At 47.0% G+C, this 19,896-nt stretch carries 16 protein-coding genes; 4 read left to right on the top strand and 12 right to left on the bottom strand.

Annotated elements, in window-relative coordinates; translation table 11 throughout:
- Positions 1 to 10: 10 nt before the first annotated feature.
- From BP71_RS33810 to BP71_RS33780, 7 genes are all read right to left on the bottom strand, one after another.
- A complete protein-coding gene (locus BP71_RS33810) occupies positions 11 to 742 on the bottom strand; it encodes a hypothetical protein (RefSeq protein ID WP_496386093.1) in 732 nt (243 codons plus the stop codon).
- A gap of 184 nt (positions 743 to 926) precedes the next feature.
- Positions 927 to 1,763: an ABC transporter ATP-binding protein gene (locus BP71_RS33805; RefSeq protein ID WP_496386092.1), complete on the bottom strand. Its 837-nt coding sequence runs from the start codon at positions 1,761 to 1,763 to the stop codon at positions 927 to 929.
- 103 nt (positions 1,764 to 1,866) lie between these two features.
- A complete protein-coding gene (locus BP71_RS33800) occupies positions 1,867 to 2,466 on the bottom strand; it encodes a nucleotidyltransferase family protein (RefSeq protein WP_496386091.1) in 600 nt (199 codons plus the stop codon).
- 6 nt (positions 2,467 to 2,472) lie between these two features.
- Entirely contained in the window at positions 2,473 to 3,675 is a 1,203-nt protein-coding gene (locus BP71_RS33795) for an XdhC family protein (RefSeq protein ID WP_496386090.1), read from the bottom strand.
- Positions 3,641 to 4,819, bottom strand: a complete 1,179-nt coding sequence (locus BP71_RS33790) for a cysteine desulfurase family protein (RefSeq protein ID WP_496386293.1) — start codon at positions 4,817 to 4,819, stop codon at positions 3,641 to 3,643. The genes BP71_RS33795 and BP71_RS33790 overlap by 35 nt, the downstream gene beginning before the upstream one ends.
- A 125-nt stretch (positions 4,820 to 4,944) precedes the next feature.
- The gene (locus BP71_RS33785) at positions 4,945 to 6,810 is read right to left on the bottom strand and encodes a proton-conducting transporter transmembrane domain-containing protein (protein WP_496386089.1); all 1,866 of its coding nucleotides are present in this window, start codon (positions 6,808 to 6,810) and stop codon (positions 4,945 to 4,947) included.
- An 87-nt stretch (positions 6,811 to 6,897) separates the two neighbouring features.
- Entirely contained in the window at positions 6,898 to 8,499 is a 1,602-nt protein-coding gene (locus tag BP71_RS33780; protein WP_496386088.1) for a putative inorganic carbon transporter subunit DabA, read from the bottom strand.
- 291 nt (positions 8,500 to 8,790) lie between these two features.
- On the opposite strand from BP71_RS33780, the gene BP71_RS33775 reads away from it, so the two are divergent.
- The gene (locus BP71_RS33775; RefSeq protein ID WP_496386087.1) at positions 8,791 to 9,426 is read left to right on the top strand and encodes a peroxiredoxin; all 636 of its coding nucleotides are present in this window, start codon (positions 8,791 to 8,793) and stop codon (positions 9,424 to 9,426) included.
- 84 nt (positions 9,427 to 9,510) lie between these two features.
- Here BP71_RS33775 and BP71_RS33770 read toward each other — a convergent pair whose 3' ends face one another.
- Complete coding sequence (locus tag BP71_RS33770) at positions 9,511 to 10,239, bottom strand: DUF6962 family protein (protein WP_496386086.1); 729 nt, start codon at positions 10,237 to 10,239, stop codon at positions 9,511 to 9,513.
- Between the two features lie 307 nt (positions 10,240 to 10,546).
- Here BP71_RS33770 and BP71_RS33765 point away from each other — a divergent pair, with 307 nt between their 5' ends.
- On the top strand, positions 10,547 to 13,033 hold the full coding sequence (locus tag BP71_RS33765; protein ID WP_496386292.1) for a TonB-dependent receptor: 2,487 nt from the start codon (positions 10,547 to 10,549) through the stop codon (positions 13,031 to 13,033).
- Positions 13,034 to 13,195: 162 nt separating this feature from the next.
- Entirely contained in the window at positions 13,196 to 13,897 is a 702-nt protein-coding gene (locus BP71_RS33760; protein ID WP_496386085.1) for an MCP four helix bundle domain-containing protein, read from the top strand.
- Between the two features lie 64 nt (positions 13,898 to 13,961).
- On the opposite strand, the gene BP71_RS33755 is transcribed toward BP71_RS33760, so the two are convergent.
- Entirely contained in the window at positions 13,962 to 14,513 is a 552-nt protein-coding gene (locus tag BP71_RS33755) for a hypothetical protein (RefSeq protein WP_496386084.1), read from the bottom strand.
- A 240-nt stretch (positions 14,514 to 14,753) separates the two neighbouring features.
- Here BP71_RS33755 and htpG point away from each other — a divergent pair, with 240 nt between their 5' ends.
- Positions 14,754 to 16,592 carry a molecular chaperone HtpG gene (htpG, locus tag BP71_RS33750; protein ID WP_496386083.1) on the top strand — a complete coding sequence of 613 codons (1,839 nt, stop codon included), beginning with the start codon at positions 14,754 to 14,756 and terminating at the stop codon, positions 16,590 to 16,592.
- 51 nt (positions 16,593 to 16,643) lie between these two features.
- On the opposite strand, the gene BP71_RS33745 is transcribed toward htpG, so the two are convergent.
- The 3 genes from BP71_RS33745 to rho all read right to left on the bottom strand — a co-directional run bounded on the left by BP71_RS33745 (position 16,644) and on the right by rho (position 19,427).
- Positions 16,644 to 17,162, bottom strand: coding sequence for a helix-hairpin-helix domain-containing protein (locus BP71_RS33745; protein WP_496386082.1), 519 nt, complete (start codon positions 17,160 to 17,162; stop codon positions 16,644 to 16,646).
- The gene (locus tag BP71_RS33740) at positions 17,159 to 17,512 is read right to left on the bottom strand and encodes a hypothetical protein (protein ID WP_496386081.1); all 354 of its coding nucleotides are present in this window, start codon (positions 17,510 to 17,512) and stop codon (positions 17,159 to 17,161) included. The genes BP71_RS33745 and BP71_RS33740 overlap by 4 nt, the downstream gene beginning before the upstream one ends.
- A gap of 124 nt (positions 17,513 to 17,636) precedes the next feature.
- Entirely contained in the window at positions 17,637 to 19,427 is a 1,791-nt protein-coding gene (gene rho / locus BP71_RS33735; protein ID WP_496386080.1) for a transcription termination factor Rho, read from the bottom strand.
- Between the last annotated feature and the right edge of the window lie 469 nt (positions 19,428 to 19,896).

Below are 19,896 nucleotides of genomic sequence, written 5' to 3'. Positions count from 1 at the left end.
AATAGATTGGTTAAATTTCCCTTTCCTTCATCTGAAAGTAAGCACACGTCCAGAGCATCAGGGCAATGAATACGCAAAACAACTGTAGTGCAGTAAACATGGCGGGAGGGAATGTCATGTGGTAAAACCCGGCGACGTATTCGGGAGGGGACACATCGTCTTTGGAGTAATACCATAACTTCCAGCCCGTAAGCGGAAAGGCTACGATTTTGGAGGGGTTTGATGCGAGCCTGGTCGCAAACATGAGATTCACCAATGTCGTCAGGCACGCCAATCCGATAAATATCGCAGCCGTTTTGATGTAAGAAGATTTCCTGAAGTAAATTGAACCGAGGAAAACTGCGCTTTGTATCCCAAAATAGGAATAGGTGGAGTACAGCATGAAATCTTCCGGAATATACCGGTATTTGTCGCTGTTGGCAGGAAGATTCTTATTGGCAATGTCAATGATCCAATAATGGAATTGCCAGAAAAAGATCAGGAAGAATAGCACAAAAACGAGGTTGATCAGCAGTGAACTAAGAAATTTCTCCACGCGGGAAGCTGGAAGCATTAATGCTGCTATGCCGGTGTCGGAAGCTGAATATTGGGAGAATGCATTGCTGGTATAGAGGCTGCCACCGAGAAGCAGAATCATGATCAGCGCAAAATAATGTAGCAGTTCCCGGAAATTGCCGTATTCATCGGATAATGCAACGGGCAGCATCATGATGAATAAGCAGAAGACCAGTACGAATGCCATCAGCAAGTAATTTTTGCTTTTTTCAGCCCAATCTAACCGTAACATCAGAGAAAAGCGGTGTATGTCGAATATCTGGTTCATATCGAAAGAAGTGAAGAAATGTGGACCGGGACGAGTGTGGGTAAAATATGCTTGAACAGGGCGTTCAGCACAATAAGCAGCAGTGTAATAATCATTTTCATGGCTAATAGGCAAATATTTGGCTGATGCGTTCAGGATTTTCGATCACCGCATTGAACAAATGTTCCAGATCGACGCGGCTCTCTTCTTGCAATGAGTTCTCAAAAACGGCCTTGTAACCGCGCAGGGAGGGCTCCGAATAAAGAACCCGGTCGTCGTACTCGATACTTGGCAAAAGGCCGAAATAAAGACGTTCAGAGACAGTTTCGAGGCTGTGCCGGATCAGGATTTTGCTGTCTTCCAGGATAATAATGGCATCAATAAGGTTATCGAGGTCGCGTACCTGGTGCGTAGAGATCAGAATCAGTCTGTCCTTGTCCAATGCCGAGGAAACCAGTTTGCGAAACTGGCTTTTGGAGGGAATATCGAGGCCATTGGTAGGCTCATCCATGATCAGTACGCGCGTGTTCGTGGCTAATGCAAATGCGATCAGTACTTTTTTCTTTTGACCATACGACATTCCGGTAAGCTTGTTGCCGCGCGGAATATCGAGCTCAGAAATGTAACCCTGGAATTGTTTTTCGTCAAATTTGGGATAAAAAGGCGCCAGCATTTCCAGGTATTTTTCGACGGTTACCGCGGGGAGGTAAATTTCTTCCGGAATAAAAAAGACATCCTGCAGGAAAGCCGGCTGCCGCTTCCGCGGCTCGTACCCGGCGACTTCAATCTGACCTTCCAGCGGAAATAATAATCCTACGATGTTTCGGAGCAGGCTCGATTTCCCGGCTCCGTTTTTGCCCAGCAACCCATAGATGTGGCCGGGTTCCAATTGCAGGTTAAGATTTTCAAAAAGTTTGTTGCGTTTACTATATCCAAAGGAGACGTGGTTCAGGCGGATCATAGTTTCATTGTTTTAGTGTTCTAGTTAAATAGTACACTGCAAATGTAAATGATCGTCCGAAATTCGCAAGGCTTGATGTAAGAATAATTTTAGGAAGAGGCTTTTAGCTGCGATTAAGCAGGTTTTGGTAATCGTCGCGGGTATCGATATCGAAGCTGCCAGCAGGGAAGGAATGTGGGATTACGTCGTCCGGAAAGTTTTTGAGTAGCTTTTTGGCGCCTTCCGCCCCGCCAAGTGCCAGGAGCTCATCAAAATAGACATTTGAAAATAACACCGGCGTTCCCAGGGTATTGTCATAACTACAGGCCACAATGCCGGAGCCCGTCTCTTCAAATTTCCGGATCATCTCCCTGAACAGTGTTGAGGATACGAATGGCTGGTCGCTTACGGCAAGAATTACCCCTTTAACTTCCGGATTCAAGTGGCGGAGCTTATGAACCCCGGCCTGAATGGAGGAAGACATCCCATCTTCCCAGCGCGCATTGAATGCGGCGTGATAGGGGAGCTGTTTGAGCTCTCTTTCAATTAATGCGGCATTTGAACCTGTCACAACGATCGTCTGATCGCCCGCTGTTTCTACGGCGGCTTCGGCAATATGCCGGATCAGACTTTTGCCCTGGTAGCGTAAAAGCTGTTTCGGCTCGCCCAGCCGGGAGGAACTGCCTGCTGCAAGAATGATAATGCCTAAGGATCCTGATTCCATGGTCGTTCAGGGGACAGGGGTTTGTACTGCACAGAGAAAGTCTTCTTTTTCGTCTCTGGTATAATCAACACGCTGCTCGGCCCGGTTGTGAATAGGCTCCAGTTTCTCCCGGAGCGACAATCCATACCGGCTGCCCAGCACTGCTTTGATTTCAGCGAGGACCGACAAGGCGATTTCTTCCGAAGTCTCGGCACCGATGTCGAGTCCCACCGGACCATATACTTTACTTTTTTGTTCGTCGGTAAGCAGCATTCCACCTGTTTCGAGTTCGGCGTACATCCGTTCCAGTTTTTTCCTCGGACCAAGAGCGCCCACATACCTGCACGGGTCGACTGCCAAAAGCTGTTTCAGTAAGGCGAGGTCATAATTGTAGTTATGGGTCATTAGCAGAAAGAAAGTACGCTCATCGGTGTTTACATGATTCAGAACGTCTTCCGCCCGCGACACAATCACTTTATGGGCTTTGGGAAACCGCTGCCGCGTGGCATGTCCGCTCCGGCCGTCCACGACCGTTATATCCCAACCCAATACGCTCGCCATTTCGGTCAGTGGGATGGTATCGTTGCCCGCACCGGCAATGATGAGGGATGGCGGAGTATTAAAATATTCGACAAAACCGGTAAGTTGTCTTCCACCTGTGTCAAATGTTTTGAAAAAAGAATCTTCCTGACGATACGCCGCCTGACTCTCTGCCCGGAGGATAGCGTACCACTCATTTCCTTCGCAGCTACACACGATTTCATCGTCGGCTTGTAGGTGCAGAAAACACGTACCGGGTTGTTCGCCTGTACGCGAATGCAGAGAGAATAAGGTAACCAGAACGGCATTTTGGCGCTTACTCTTAACCTTTTTCAGTAGCTCTATCGGATTTCCCGGTTCGTCTGTCCGGATGGGTTCGAAAAGAATATGTACTATCCCATTACAACCCAGCTGAACGCCCAGCGTCATGTCGTTTTCGTCGGTTGTGTCGTAAGTAACCAGTTTATTCTTTTGCTGGGAGATGGCCAGCAGTGCTTTTCGTAACGCGTCGCCTTCCAGACAGCCCCCGCTGATGGCTCCTGTAAGCTGTCCGTCGTCGGTGACGAGCATCCGTGCGCCTGGCCGTCTGTATGAGGAGCCCTCTACGTGCACGACCGTTGCGAGCGCCATGCGCTTTCCCGAGATCAGTGCCTGCTCATACGACCGGATGATGTCCGTGATTTCCTTCATGACGATGTTGTTTGACTATCTTCGAAATTACCGAAATAGCATGATTAACGTGCTCTTCGGTGGAAAATCTTCCAAAACTGAAACGAAAAGAGTTATGGATCCGAGTATCTGAAAATCCCATTGCTTTCAGAACGTAGCTGGGTTCGAGTGTGGCCGAAGTGCAGGCAGAACTTCGGGAAAAGGCAATGTCGCTCCCAGCTTCGAATATCAGCTTTTCTCCATCGATCTGGCCGAAAGAAATGTTGGTGCAATGCGGTAGGCGGCGGGCATCTTCGGCATTGATTTCGACATCCTGCAAGACGAGCAATTCTACTTCAAAGGCGTTCCGCAATGTGGCAAGCCGCTTGCTCTCGCGGGCCATTTCTGCATTGGCAATCTCACAGGCCCAGCCCAGCCCTACGATTCCTGGTACGTTCAGCGTGCCGCTACGCATATTGCGTTCATGGCCACCACCATCCATCTGGGCAATGAGGAACACCGCGGGATTCTTTTTCCTGACATACAATGCGCCGGTACCCTTGGGACCATACAGCTTGTGTGCACTTAGCGTCAACAGGTCAATACCGTCGGACTGAACGTTTACAGGTATTTTGCCAACGGCCTGTGTAGCGTCCGACATGAAAAGAATATGGTGCTTTTTGGCAATAGCGGCTATTTCGCGGATGGGCTGGATTACACCCGTTTCATTGTTGGCATACATCACCGAAATCAGGATCGTGTTTTCAGTGATTGCATTCTCCAGATCTTGTAAATCGATGAGGCCATTTGCATTGACAGGAAGATATGTAACCCTGCCGCCCGATTGCTCGATGTGCCGGCAGGTGTCCAGTACCGCTTTATGTTCGGTACAGGCGGTAATCAAATGCTTTTGTTCCTGGCCGGAATTTTGAAAAACGCCTTTGATCGCCAGGTTGATCGCCTCGGTAGCCCCGGATGTGAAAACGATCTCCTGGGGGTGTGCTCCGATCAGATCGGCAATTTGTTCCCGGGCGATGTCCACCGATTCTTCGGCCTCCCAGCCGTAGGAGTGCGTCCTGCTCGCTGCATTTCCGAATTTCTCCGAGAAATAAGGCAGCATTTCCTGTAAAACCCTCGGATCGACCGGGGTCGTTGCATTATTGTCCAGGTAAACCGGCAGTTTCAGGAGCATTGGTTTGGTCTTTCTTTTCCAAAAGCAAAATGCTTGCGGTTAGTTCAAATTAAACAAAAAACCATCTCATTTTAAACATGAGATGGTTTCCACAACTTAAACGAACAGGTTAACTATAATTATGAAGGTCGGTAGGACATGTTGCCCTTGGCTTGGGTGTGTGGCCCCAGGAACACCCGGGCATAAACGCGTATGACAGCCAGGCCGTTGAGAGTGAGGCTCGATGCGATCATGGTTGCTAAAATGATTTGATTTTGGTGAATGAAGCTGAAAATGAAGCCTTCGCCGAGAAATGTCGGTGTGACGGGAAAGCCGGATACTCCAAAGCAGCATAGCAAAAATATAAGCGCCAGACCCGGGTGCTTGAAGGAATGGCCGTGGAAATGATCAAGTCCGGTGTTGTTCTCCAGCGATTTCAATTTGCTGAGGACAACAGAACCGATCACGCCGGCAACCACTACACCGCCCAGATAGAGAAACGCCTGATCATAGCTGAAACGCTCATTGAATGAGATCGCCAGCGCAACCCAGAAATGGTTCATCATGACCAGCAGCCAGCTCGTCTGCGTTCTCAGGCGTTCTGTGAATGATTTCAGGACCATTATCAAACCAATCAGCGAGAACAGGAACGGAAGGCAGGCGCTTATATTTTGCGGGATAATTTCTTTTCGGATGAGGATGTATAGTCCGCCCAGATACAATGGCGCGAAAATCAGTACAGCTCTTTTATCACTCAGGAAGTTCAGGCGATCACCGAGTATTTTCAACGGATTCCACAGGTACCGGTCTACCAGGGTATCTAAGTTCCATGCTCTGAAGTTCAGCGTATAAAGCGTGTACCGGATTTTTTTGGGTAGGGAGATTTCAACCGACTTGAAGTGCGGTACAAAACGTTTGAATGGCTCGCGGACCAGATAACCGGTAGCCGATGGAGCTGCGAGCAACTGATAGGCCCGGAGGAATGCATTACCCGCGAAATGGAACAACGCCAGATTTTTGAAACCTGTGGCCACTTCGATGAACATGAGCCCCGTTTGTGCAATCGATGCATAAGCGATTTGCTGCTTAACCGACGATTGTGTTCGCGCAATACCGGTGGCGGTCACGGCGGTGGAAAGACCGATAAACGAGATCAGCATGCGCATGGGCAGCAGGTGCTCCCAAAACAGAATAGTTCGTAGTAGCAAAAAAACGCCCAGATGCACCGATAATGAGCCGTAAAAAATCGCGCTGGCAGAGGAGCCGCTTTCCATGGCGCGCGGTAACCATGCGGAAAAGGGCAACTGGGCCGACTTGACACAAGCCGTAAAAAGTAGCATTGCCGGAATAAGCAATGCGATGATACCCTGTGTTTTGGGCTGCTCGTGAACCGTCCCGTAGCTCCCGAGTTTCAGGAATGCAATTCCCCGCCATAGGTGGCGGCCCGACCACATGGCAAGGGTCAAGCCGACATCACCTATGCGATAAACAGAAAAAAAACGGATGGCATTTTTTACCGGGAGATACTGGTCCTTGTAAAAGGCGATCAGAAAGAATGATGCAATGGCCAGAATTTCACAGCCTAAAAACATAGTCTCGAAGTTGCCGGAGACAATCGTTAGGTTGTAACCCAGATAGAAAAGCAGAATGGCATTAAAAAGGCGCTTGTGGTCTTTTTCTCCGCGCATATCCCGGCAGCTGTATACTGCGGCAATGCAGGTCACTAACGCCCCGACTACCATATAGGCGGCCGCTATTTCATCAAATTGGAAATCAAGGGTAAACTCGAAGCCCTGAGAATGGAAAAGTGTAAAGATCCTCTGATCGGTGAATGGATGTCCATTCCAAAGCCAGAAGACCAGAAAGACGATTACGGCTGCTGTGTGAATGCTGAGGGTAACCAGCGCGACACGCACAATTGGATTCTCCCGGCGGCCAGGGACAGCCAGACTGACCAGAAAGCCAACGAGGGGGAGCAGAACCAAAAGTGATGCGAACGATATCATAAAAGCGGCAATCGGAAAAAGCTATCGACAGTTAACATAATCAGAAATGCGGCTTCACTGATCATCGACCGCCGATAGCTAATGTTTTTAGTGAAAGGAATAAATGGGCAGATTTTTGACATGATATTCGGCTATGCGCGTCAGATCACCGACGTTTCCCAAACTGGGCTGATAAGATTTGTAAGGGATCATTTCATTGTCTTTGAAAACGAACACCTCCCGTGTATCGGGATTGATAATCGCCAGGTGTACCCACTCATTGATGAACCATTCAAAAGCATCGGGGAGTTTTTGAATCATGTCCCGGACAGTCTCGGGAAAGTGTTCTACCACAAACAGCATCCGGATGGGATCGTGGTGTCCGACCATCTGACTGGATAAGCCCCGGCGCAGGTCACTTTCCATGCTGTTGGCGACACCCAAAAAACCCATGACATGGTGTAAAAGCCGCGACCCGGCGCCCAGTTTCTGGTTATCGACCCGCGAGAAGAAATACTCCAGATTGATACCAGCATGGACGGGCACTAATGCGTTCAGGATATTGGATAAAGAATCACCCAGCGGATCGATCTCATAATCATAGGAATTATGGACTGCACGGCGGCCGGGAGCGAGATTGCCGAGTGATGTGTGTCTGCCGATGACACACAATGCCTCGGTCGCAAGGTCAACCTCATGGTGAGGTTCAAATAGCAAGGCCGGCCCGGTTGTTGCCGGATGGTTGCCCGGATAGGCAGAATCGGACCGATGTGTTTTGATTTCGATAAGGACCTGGTCGTAATAGCTCCATTCCAGCGCTTCCTGCCATATCGACTGTATTTCACTCATTTCGTCCATGGGCACCGTTGCGAAGAGTTCTTCTGGCCGATCCCGGATTCGCGTCGACAATGAAGCCCAGGAGTCTTGGAAATGCGCATCCAGCGCATCGATTTCCATCAGCAATTCGAAAATGATCAAATCATGCATGGAGATTATACGGCGGTGAGGCAATGTTTCCGGCCGATCTTCGATTACCGAAACCATCCCTGACCAACCCGGATGAGCAAACTGCTGATCAAAAAGGTATTGATTAAAAAGCCCCTCGTCACCGACCACGACTTCGAGCAGGTCACCGATCGATGGTGCGGTGTAAAGCAGCAGATTTCTTGCACGGGGCGTTCTGAAAATACTTGCGAGACTATTTGCCTCCATTTCACGCATGGAAGCGAGAAAGCCATTTTCATGAACAGGAAACTTCCAGGCGGATATACCCTGATCAAGATAGCTGCAAAGAATTCTGAATAAAGTAGGATGGATAACCGGGTCGGGATTGATCCCATATTGTGTTTTCCAATGCGCCCTGAGCTTTCCGATTCTCGCTGTCTTGCCGACGGGGAATTTTTTCATCAGAACCTTATCTCTCCATTCCGAAGTGTGCAAAGGGCCTTTTCTTTCCAATATCACTTTTTCAAGTATCTCCGGATTGACCTTCCTCGCGTTGTAGAAGGACCGGTATTCTTCCGGTGAGAGCAGGGTACGGTAGCCAAATATTTCGGACGCATTGTGTAGCGCACTGTGAAATTTGTGTTGCTGAAATGCACGCAGCGGGTTGTGGTGGACCCAATCATTATGGGGACCCTGAGCTGGCAGGAAATGCTTCAGACTCCGCAATGCAGCATATTCGTCGAAGGTATTGTTCCGCGCTTTCATGGGCTTGGCTGCTGGCTTTTAAGTAATCGTTTCGGAAGCTGAAAACATCACGGACTGATTTTCCAATTTCTTGATTCAAAGGAGCTGAGCAGCAATTAAAACGCAATTAAAGGCAACTTAAAATCAGGTTAAAATTGGGTAAACAGCGCATTTTAGTGATTGATAGAAGAGGGATTCCGCGGGATTTATTAATCAAAGAATTGGGCGTTTAATGAAACTATTTATTTAATTTTGTGTTCTACTCTACAATATTAGTAGATTAAATATTTCAATCTTTAAACCTTCACCATTATGTCACTTCGATTAGGAGATATCGCACCGGATTTTGAAGCCAATACCACACAGGGGCCCATTAAATTCCATGAATGGCTGGGAGATAGCTGGGGATTGTTGTTCTCTCACCCCGCTGACTTTACTCCCGTTTGCACAACTGAACTGGGAAAAACAGCTCTTTTGAAAGGTGAATTTGAAAAGCGCAATGTGAAAGTCCTGGCTGTGAGTGTAGATGATCTGGATTCGCACAACCGTTGGATCCCGGATATCAATGAGGTTAACAATACCGAGGTTAACTTTCCGATCATCGCAGACGAAGGCCGCAAGGTAGCGCAGCTGTATGATATGATCCACCCTAATGCGAGCGAGAAGGCTACTGTGCGCTCCGTGTTCATTATCGGACCTGACAAAAAAGTAAAATTGACGATCACTTATCCTGCCTCCACAGGCCGTAACTTCAACGAGATCCTGCGTGTGGTGGATTCGCTGCAACTGACAGCCAACTATTCTGTGGCTACTCCCGCCGACTGGAATGATGGTGAGGATGTGATTGTGGTGCCTGCTGTGAGCACTGAGGATGCGCAGAAGAAATTTACCAAAGGGCTGAATATCGTAAAACCTTACCTGCGCTATACGCCACAGCCAAATAAGTAAGGTTTGGGTGGTCGGTTTACGCAGGAAAAAAGAATGCGGATGTCTTTACAGAGGCATCCGCATTCTTTTTGTTTTATCCTGTAATCAGTTTTCGTTTTCGATCACCTCTTCGGGGACGATCTTTTCCTCGCCGTAATAGATCATATGGCGTGCACCCTGGTAATAGTACCAGATGGATAGCGACATTGGAATGTGAGCGATGTCGTTGAAATTGAACCAGGGGCCAAAGCTGAATTTCAAGGCATGAAAGCCAGCGGCAATTGCTCCCATGAGTGTTGCAATGAAGATGTTTTTGCTGCCCGGATCTTTTTTCTTTTTATAGACATAAATCTCTATGAGGAAAAGCATGAGGAAAAGTCCATAGAAAGCATGGATTTCCACGATTACAAAGTTCAGGGTCATGAAAGTCAGGACAAAGAAGATTGTCAGTTCCACATAATTCAGCCACCCCAATATGAGGCCGTTGCGCCGGTGCAGTAATGGTTTGATGTGCCAGATAGCTGCCCGTTCGAACAAAGCCACAGCGATCATGCTGGCAAACCAGCCCGGTATTTTTCCGCGCATACCGGTCAGGTACAGAAATCCATGCCCGAGTATTCCGCCTATTGCCGTTGCGATTGCCATGAATAAGAAGAAGTACTGTATTTGCTTATACATCCGGTGCGCGCGCCCGAGTTTGTTCAGGTGAAAAAACGCGTAAATGCATACCGCGGTCATTACGAGACTGGACAGGACCGTAGAGGGTTCGAGAATCGTTATTCCGAATAACTGTATCTGATGTACTTTGCTGAAATCTATGGCAATATCATTCATGAATAGAAGAGTAAGTTAGAGCGTCGCAGGCGGTCCGGTTCTTATTTCCAACCCCAAAGTAACCTAAAATAGGGCACTAATCCGCAATGTACCCTTTCTTCATCAAAATTGTACCAGCCTGGAACGCTGCAAATCGGTTTCCCCAGCGGAGTGTGGTTCGATGCTTTAATACCCCGAAAATGCCTATTGGCAGATGAAATCGGGGGGACTATCTATTATCAAAAAATAAATACAAACTATGTTTTTCCTTTGTGTCGGGAATTGTATTTAACTGTGACAGAACCTAAGTCCCTCCTTGAATTAATTTATAGAAACCATGAAGAACCCATTGCTATCAGTAAACAGATTTGCCATTTTATCGCTGTTTTTGAGTATTGCCATAAGTAATTCTTTTGCACAGGCTCCTGCCCAGGGAAACACCAGGATTTCAGGAATTGTACAGGATTCAGCCGCCGCCAAAGGGGTTGAATTTGCAAGTATTGCATTATTCAATGTTGCTGATAACAAAGCCGTTGACGGTACCACCGCCGACGAAAATGGCAGGTTCTCGATTTCAAAAGTAGCGCCCGGCTCGTACCGCCTGCTGATTTCATTCATCGGCTTCCGGGACCGGGCGCTCGACGTGAAAGTGGAAAAGGGTAAGGATGTCGACCTGGGAGCCATTCAATTGGCATCCAGCGTTCAGAATTTGCAGGAGGTGACCATCACCGGCGAAAAGTCGCTTATCGAAGAGAAGGTCGACAGGCTGGTTTTCAATGCCGAAAAAGACATTACGTCCAAAGGTGGTGACGCATCCGATCTCCTGCGCAAGGTTCCAATGCTTTCGGTCGACCTCGATGGAAATGTCTCCTTGCGGGGGAGTTCCAATATCCGGGTGCTGATCAACAACAAGCCCTCTACCATTATCGCCAGTAACGTGGCAGATGCATTGAAGCAGATTCCTGCAGATATGATCAAATCGGTGGAAGTCATTACTTCCCCGTCAGCCAAATATGATGCAGAAGGCTCCGGCGGGATCATTAATATTATTACTAAAAAGAACAACCTGCAGGGACTCACCCTGAACATCGATTCAGGGGTCGGTAACAGAGGCTCCAACCTCGGGTTGAATGGCAGTTACCGCAAAGGCAAAATGGGTTTCACGCTGGGTGGTTTCGGACGTGCATTTTATAATAAAGCGACCTCGGTGCTTGACCAGACTACTTTTTCAGAAGGCAACTCCTACCTGACTAATCAAAGCTCGACAGCAAAGGACAGAGGATTGTTTGGTCAGTATTCGCTGGGTTGGGACTACGATCTGGGTAAGAATCAGGCGTTATCGGCCGGATTGCGTTATGGAACACGTAATTTTTTGCAGAAACAAGACCTCACCATCAGTCAGTTTCTGAACAGTACAAAGGATAATACGTCTCAAAGAAAAGTTGATCGTAAAGATTTGTCCGGTACGGTCGACTTCAATGTGGACTATATCCGCACATTTAAACCTCAGCAGGAATGGAGCATTTCCACACTGTATAGCCGTACGGGTTTGACCAATAACTTCAATACCGACTTGCTGAACCAATCGGGTGCCGTAAGCGGAAAGTTGAAAAATGAAAATAAAAATGAGAACTCCGAATTTACGCTTCAGACAGACTACCAAACGCCGATTGGTAAAAACCAGTTAATTGAATTTGGAGCAAAAGGTATTTTCAGAACCGTTGGGAGTGACTTCAAATATCTCACAGCCGGAGAGTCGGGAGATTTTACATTGAGTACTACCAACCCATCGGGCGCATTGAACTACAAGCAGAATGTTGCTGCGGGTTATGTTTCATATACTCTCACAACCAAAAACAAGTATACGATCAAAGCGGGGACGCGGTTTGAATACACGGGTATTTCCGCGGATTTAGGTGAAAATAAAGAGGTGTCGATCCCGAATTACGGGAACCTGGTGCCAAGCATCAATGTATCGAAGGCGCTTTCAGATAACACTACATTGAAAGCAGCTTATAATCGCCGTATCCAGCGCCCTGGCATCCAGCAGCTCAATCCGAATGTGAACCTGGCCAACCCACAAAGTATCAGCACCGGTAATCCGGCTTTAAGTCCCGAACTGACTGACAACTTTGAGCTCGCATTGAGCACCAATATCAAAAAGACGTACGTCAATGCTTCGGTATTCGCGCGGCAGACCAACAACTCGATCACGCAGGTAAGGATGGCGGTAGACACCTTGCAAGGTGCTATTGTAACAACCTATGAAAACATCGGAAGGCAACGCGCGTATGGTGCGAACATCTTCGCCAATGTGTACCTGACCCCGAAATGGACATTGAATGGTAGTGTCGATATCCTCCATTCTTATCTGGAAGGGCAAACGACGGGCCTGGACGGTACATCTGTACCTATCAGTAATTCGGGATTCAATTATGGAGGGCGCCTGATGTCGCAGTTATCGCTTCGTAACGGCTGGGGATTACAGGCATTTGGTTTCTATCGCGGTAAGGAAATACAGCTTCAGGGAACGCGTACAGGTTTCTACCTATATTCATTAGGGTTCAAAAAAGACTTCGCCAACAAGAAGGGCAGCATTGGTTTCGGAGCTGAGAACTTCCTGACAAAGGGTGTGAAGTTTACATCGGACCTCAATTCGCCACAGTTTGTTCAAACCGGATCTACTCAGCTTTACAACCGGAACTTTAAGGTCACGTTCAGCTATTCGATCGGTAAGATGAGTTTCGATACTCCCAAAAGAAAAACCAAGTCGGTTAACAATACGGATGTTGTAGGAGGCGGCGGACAGAACTAGATTGACTGATGCCGCAACGGCGCGGAGGCGATTTGCCTCTGCGCTTTTTTTATATGTACCTTGGAAAGCAGATATGAATTCAAACACTTTTTCGTTACTATAAAAAGATATTTTTGTATTTTGTAAATACATTGATACCTTGGGAAACTAATTATTCAGCCCATGAAGTGGTCATTTGTAATTCAGCAGAAGTTAAAGGCTGCTATGTTGTTGGGAGGGATCATGGCATTGATCATTGGAGGTACGATGCTGTCGCGCTATAATGTTGAGGGTATTGATCAGTCGTTTTCATCCATTTATCGCGATCGTCTGATCCCTGCGACGACCATCATTTACCTCACGGAAAATCTCTATCGCAAACGGTTGTCTCTGGAAAATTACCTTTTTTCCGAATCTCAGGAGTCGCCTGCCCGTATAAAGGCACAATTGCGTGCGTACGACAGGAGTATCGACTCACTGGTCCGCTTGTTTGAAAAAACTTACCTTGTGGATGAAGAAGCGAAGAGCTTGAATGTACTGAAAACGCAGATCAGGAAGTATACCCTGCTTGAAAGTCAGGTACTGAGCTTGTGTGCTTCGGGTTCTTTTGTGAATGCCAGGCAAGTCTTCTCTGCGGCCGGGGGAGCAACTTTTGACAGCACGATCCTTAATTTAAATGAACTGGCTGGTATTCAGTCCAGCATCGGTAAGGATCTGGTCAAATCATCAAAGGTCAATGTGGCTAGTTTCGGCATTATTTCCTTTTTGCAGATCGCGCTGGCTATCATTACAGGCCTGATCGCCATCGTGCTGATCAGGAACTCGCAAATCGTTCAGAAACCTCGTGTGAACAGAGATAAGAGTCAATATTTTAACCTAAACTGATAAAGGAACGCTCAAAAAATAAAAGGTCGGGGATTCCCGACCTTTTATTTTTGCGTATGGAGTCTTATTGACCGACTTTACGTCCTTTCAAAGTTTCTCTCGAATTTTTCACCTGTTTCAAAAGATCTTTCTTTACAAACAGTCGGGTACCGTTGCCGCTTTGCAGGTCGAAACTGCGCTCCTTGTAATCAAATTTGTTGTTGGGAAGCACATCCAGAAAATAGTTTTGCCCGCTCAGGTTGAACTTCATCCCTTTTGTATCCTGCTGGGTATCATCCCATGACACGTGGATTGTTCCGTTACCAGAGCTCAATGATACACCCGGAGTAAATGGCAGCACGTTGATGGTCTGGATACTCTTTCCGTTGCTCATCGTAATCTGACCTTCGGGATTGACTTTAATGTCGTTCGGGTCTGTCACCTCACGACGGATATTGATGGACTTGTCGTTGAAGAACTGAACTTTGGTAAGAGGAATATTGGCAGCTTCCAGGTCGTGGCGCAGGTCTTCAGTAAAAACGGTATAGTTTGAAAGAGGGACGGAGTTCATCGTGGTGCAGGCCGAAAACCCGCTGAAAAAGAATACTCCAACAAAAAGTTTTTTAAACAGATTCATATCAAAAATTGGTGTTCAGCCGAACAGGTTTGGTGATTTTAGTTGAGTTGTTTACCGGCGCAATATTAAGCAAAAAGCGTTTCAGTTACCAATTGATTGATCATCCCGGCCGGTCGGGAAAGTCTTACTGACAATGTGGCAGCTCCCGTACATTTGGATTGATATTGGAACGCATATTTCTGGCGCGTATTGCAAAGCGGAAATACATTCTTTAAATATAAAACAAACAACAATATAACTATGGAATCAGTGATTCAGGAAAAGGGGAATTTGAGCATTCACACCGAGAACATCTTTCCGATTATCAAGAAATTCCTTTATTCGGACCACGAAATCTTTTTAAGAGAGCTAGTCTCCAACGCGGTTGACGCATCACAAAAAATCAAAAAGCTGGCTTCCTATGGCGAGTTCAACGGAGAGCTGGGTGATCTCAAAGTTGTGGTCAAACTTGACAAGGATGCCAAAACGATTACGATCAGTGACAATGGTATCGGGATGACCGCCGATGAGATCAAGAAGTATATTAATCAGATCGCATTTTCCGGAGCTACTGAATTTGTAGAGAAATATAAGGACAAAGGAGAAGACGGAAAAGGGGACAAAGGCATTATCGGCCATTTTGGACTTGGTTTTTACTCGGCATATATGGTTGCCGAGAATGTCGAAATCATTACCAGATCTTATAAAGAGGGGGCTGAGGCGGTACGTTGGCAGTGCGACGGCTCTACGGAATTCGAATTGTCGCAGGCAGAGAAGGCTGAACGGGGATCGGACATCATTCTGCACATTGCTGCCGATTCGGAGGAATTTCTGGATGAGCACCGTCTCCGCGGCATTCTTGAAAAATATGGCAAATTCCTGCCTGTCCCAATCGAATTCGAAGATAAGATTATCAACAATCCAAGCCCGATCTGGACCAAGAGCCCATCAGATTTGACGGACGAGGATTATCTGACCTTCTACAAAGAGCTTTATCCATTCGGTGAAGACCCGCTTTTCTGGATCCACTTGAATGTCGACTATCCGTTTAACCTGACGGGTGTTTTGTATTTCCCCAAACTACGCAACGATTTTCAGGGACAGCGAGAAAAAATTCAGCTGTACAGCCGCCAGGTGTTTATCACAGATGAAGTTAAGGATATCGTTCCCGACTTTCTGCAACTGCTTCACGGCGTGATCGACTCTCCGGATATTCCTTTGAATGTATCCAGAAGCTATTTACAGGCCGATGGCAACGTGAAGAAAATCAATGGGTACATTACCCGTAAGGTGGCCGATAAGCTTTCCGAGATCTTCAAAAATGACCGTGAGGGGTTCGAGAAGAAATTTGACGACATCGGTCTTTTCGTAAAATACGGAATTATCAGTGACGATAAGTTCTACGAAAAGGCGAAGGATTTCTGTCTGGTTAAAAATACGGAAGGCAAGTTCTTCACATTCGAGGAGTACCGCGAGTATATTAAGGAAAACCAGACTGACAAGAACGAAACACTGGTTTGGCTGTACACAACCGATGAAAAAAAGCAGGATGCATTCATTCAGTCGGCAGGAAAGCGCAGCTATGATGTGCTGGTTTTGAGTACCGTGATCGATTCTCATTTTATCAATGCGTTGGAGCAGAAGCTCGAAAAAATCAGCATCAAACGTGTGGATTCGGACACTTTGGATAAGCTGGTGGAAAAAGATCTGAAACTGGAAAGTATTCTTTCGTCGGACGACCAGGAAAAGGCGAAGAAAATTTTTGAGGGAGTAACAGAAGGTAAAACTGCACATATCCAGGTGGAAGCGATGCCGGTTGACGAGTTGCCTGTGGTAATTACTTTCCCTGAATTTATGCGTCGTATGACTGATATGCAGGCTTCTTCAGGACAGCGTTCGATGTTTGGCGATATGCCGCTGATGTATACGGTATCACTGAACTCCAATCACCCGGTAATCGGCAGAATTCTTGAGACAGAGAGTGAGGATGATCAGAAATCGCTTGCCAAGCAGGTGTATGATCTGGCATTGCTGTCGCAGGGCATGCTTTCCGGTACTGACCTGACCCAATTTATCCGGAGAACGGTAGGTAGCCTGTAAGAAGTGTTGTTCAAAAACAGAGAAAGCCGCTTTTAAAGCGGCTTTCTCTGTTTAATGCTTTCCGGATATGAGTTTGATTTTCAGTTTTTCCAGTTCTTCCCACTTCTGGTCTTTGGCCAGAGCGGCCTGATCGGGCCAGCTGGACGGGTCGTGAAGCTGAAACCGCGGGCCTGCTTTTTTCAGGATACTGGCGATGCGCAGCACAGAAGTTTCCATCAGTTGTTCAAATGTATGGATGCCTTCCCGATTCAAGATTTCCTCGATCTTAGGACCTATTCCCTCAATTACCTTGAAGTCGTCAGGTGCGTGATCCGGGCTGATTTTTGGATAGACAGTTTTCGAAGCGTTGGTTGCAATGGGGTAATCCACAGTATTATTCGTTAAAGTCCGGTATTGAGCAAGTTCAAATTTCTTTTCCTCGATTAATACCTGCAAGTTATGGATTCTTCGTTTGATAATCACTTTTGCGAAAACCCATCCTAATACGGTCGCACTGATCAGTAGCAGTGTTATTTCTCCTGCCGCCACGGGTAAGCTGTCAAAATCGATGGAGATGGCAGGGAAATTCATTGTTTCGAGTGATAGTATTCGAGTTCGCGATCGATCCTGTTCAATTTATAGCGCAAGTCCCTGGTCTTTTTAATCTCATATATATTGCCCAGAATAAAACCTATCGATAACGCTACCGTCAGCATGATGGCGTGTTGGCTGAAATGGGTCAGTTCAATGTGATGGGTAGGAAATCCCAAATCTTTCAGGGAAATATGGAACTGTCCTGTTTGAGCAGGCATTTCGGGTAGCAGGGTTTGGGAATCGAATAACACATCGCAATATTGTTTGATCTTGCAGATGTGCCAGTACACAGAACCTATTATCCAGAATCCCAGGAAGGTCCACCAGAGCGCCTTGTTATTGAACATGAGAACGTGTGTTTGACGGTGGGAAGTTGGGTTTGTTGTCTAAAAATAACGTTCCGCCAGACAAGATGCAATAGGGAAGGTTGGCTCATGAAAAAGCCCGGAACATTTGGCCGGGCTTTTTTACTTATCGGTTCATGGAGATCAGGAACTCTTCGTTGTTCCTTGTCCCTTTCATATGTTCCAGCAGGAAGTCCATCGATTCCATGGCGTTCATGTCTGACATGTGCTTGCGAAGAATCCATACTTTTTTCAGGGTTTCCTTATCCAGCAGCAGGTCTTCACGACGCGTTCCGGATGCCATTACATCAATAGCAGGGAAAACACGCTTGTTGGACAGCTTTCTATCCAGTTGTAATTCCATGTTACCGGTACCTTTGAATTCTTCGAAGATCACCTCATCCATTTTTGAACCGGTGTCTATCAACGCAGTGGCAATAATGGTCAGAGAACCGCCATTTTCGACATTACGCGCAGCTCCGAAAAAGCGTTTGGGTTTGTGCAATGCATTGGCATCCACACCACCGGAAAGTATCTTGCCGGATGATGGAACCACGGTATTGTAAGCGCGTGCAAGACGCGTTATGGAATCCAGCAGGATTACCACATCGTGACCGCATTCAACCATCCTTTTTGCTTTTTCAAGGACAATGCTGGCAACTTTCACGTGGCGGTCTGCCTGTTCGTCGAACGTCGAGGCAATCACTTCCGCACGCACGCTCCGCTGCATATCCGTTACCTCTTCAGGGCGTTCGTCTATCAGCAGGATCAGCAGGAATACTTCGGGGTGGTTACGGGTAATTGCGTTTGCAATTTCTTTGAGCAGGACTGTCTTACCAGTTTTAGGCTGCGCTACGATCATTCCGCGCTGACCTTTTCCGATAGGTGCGAAAAGGTCGAGGATCCGGGTCGAATACTGATCCGGACGAGAGCTCAGTTTAAGACATTCCTCAGGGAAAAGCGGAGTAAGGTATTCAAACGGAATCCTGTCCCTGATTTCTTCTGTAGTTTTACCATTGACGGTTTCTACTCTTAAAAGCGCAAAATATTTCTCTCCTTCTTTCGGCGGACGGATCTGCCCTTTTACAGTGTCACCGGTTTTGAGGCCGAACAGTTTGATTTGCGAAGGTGATACATAAATATCATCCGGGCTGGCAAGGTAATTATAATCTGCTGAGCGCAGGAATCCATATCCTCCGTCCTGCATGATTTCAAGTACCCCTTCGTTGACGATCAGGCCATCGAATTCCCGTACATAATTGTTGTAGTTGCGTTTGATTTTGGAAGAAGGGTCCTCACGTGGTTGCTGAGGCTGCGCCTGACGCTCCTGTACCTCATTCTGCGGACGTGCGGGGCGTTCTTCACGGGTCGGAGTTTCGGAATCCTGTTCATCAGCGGTGGTTTTTTCCTCCTGAATCTCAGCAACGATTTCCGGTTCAGCAACGGATTCCTGCGGTTCCGCAGCTTCTTCTCTCCCCAGATCGTTGAGCGTATCGTTGTCCTCGTCGATTTCCAGGGAAGTATCTATATTTTTGGGCCGTTCTTCCGTCCGCTTGGGAAACTCTGCACGGGCAGGGGTGTCGAACAACGGAGCAGGTGAAGCAACAAGCTGGATATTATCTTTTTTATTCCTGGCCGGACGGTTGTTCCCACCTTTGTTGACTGCTACGGGTGTCGGCTCAACGGGCCTTCTGGCACGTTTTTTCTTGGCTTCCGAGGGTTCAAGAGAGGAGGTTTCCGCTAATGCAATCTCCGCCAGAGCGGGCTCAGCAACAGGCGCAGCTGTTTGCTGCAGGGATACGATCCGGTTGATCAGTTCTTTTTTGGGAAGTTTGGCATGATCGGGTATTCCCAGAGCACCCGCTATTTCTCGTAGCTCTGATAAAAGCTTAATGTTTAAATCATCAATTGTAGGCATACAGAAAATGGAAAGTAAAGGGTCACTTTACCAATTGGACAATAAGGTTGTGAATTTAAATTGAATATAAACCGGACGATATGTCCCGAAGGTCACGTGATGGTCATTGATATGGTGATAAGCATTTGTTGTAGAAGCCCGCGCGAAAGACTTTACTAACTGCAAAACTTTGATGGATCAAATCTGAAAAATTGCAACTGACACAAAAGAAGTATGGACAATAAATCTGCAAGATTTTTTAATCTCGATAACGTGGGATTGGAAGTTACCGCGAGATGGATTTTGGATTTATAAGTCGATACTGACTTAGATGGACGAAGGTAATCATATCTGGTTTAATTTCCAAATGTTTAACGTAAAAACCGTGCCAAACGTATTTTGTCAGTTTGTTTGCGCCAAAAAAAGTGATAGAACCATTGTATCAATGACTTAAAGCCAGGTGGCGGCCCGCAATACGGTTAGTTTTTGT

Source organism: Dyadobacter ginsengisoli DSM 21015 (assembly GCF_059568735.1).
Note: the sequence above shows the minus strand (reverse complement) of the source record. Positions and strands in the feature narration are given on the sequence as shown.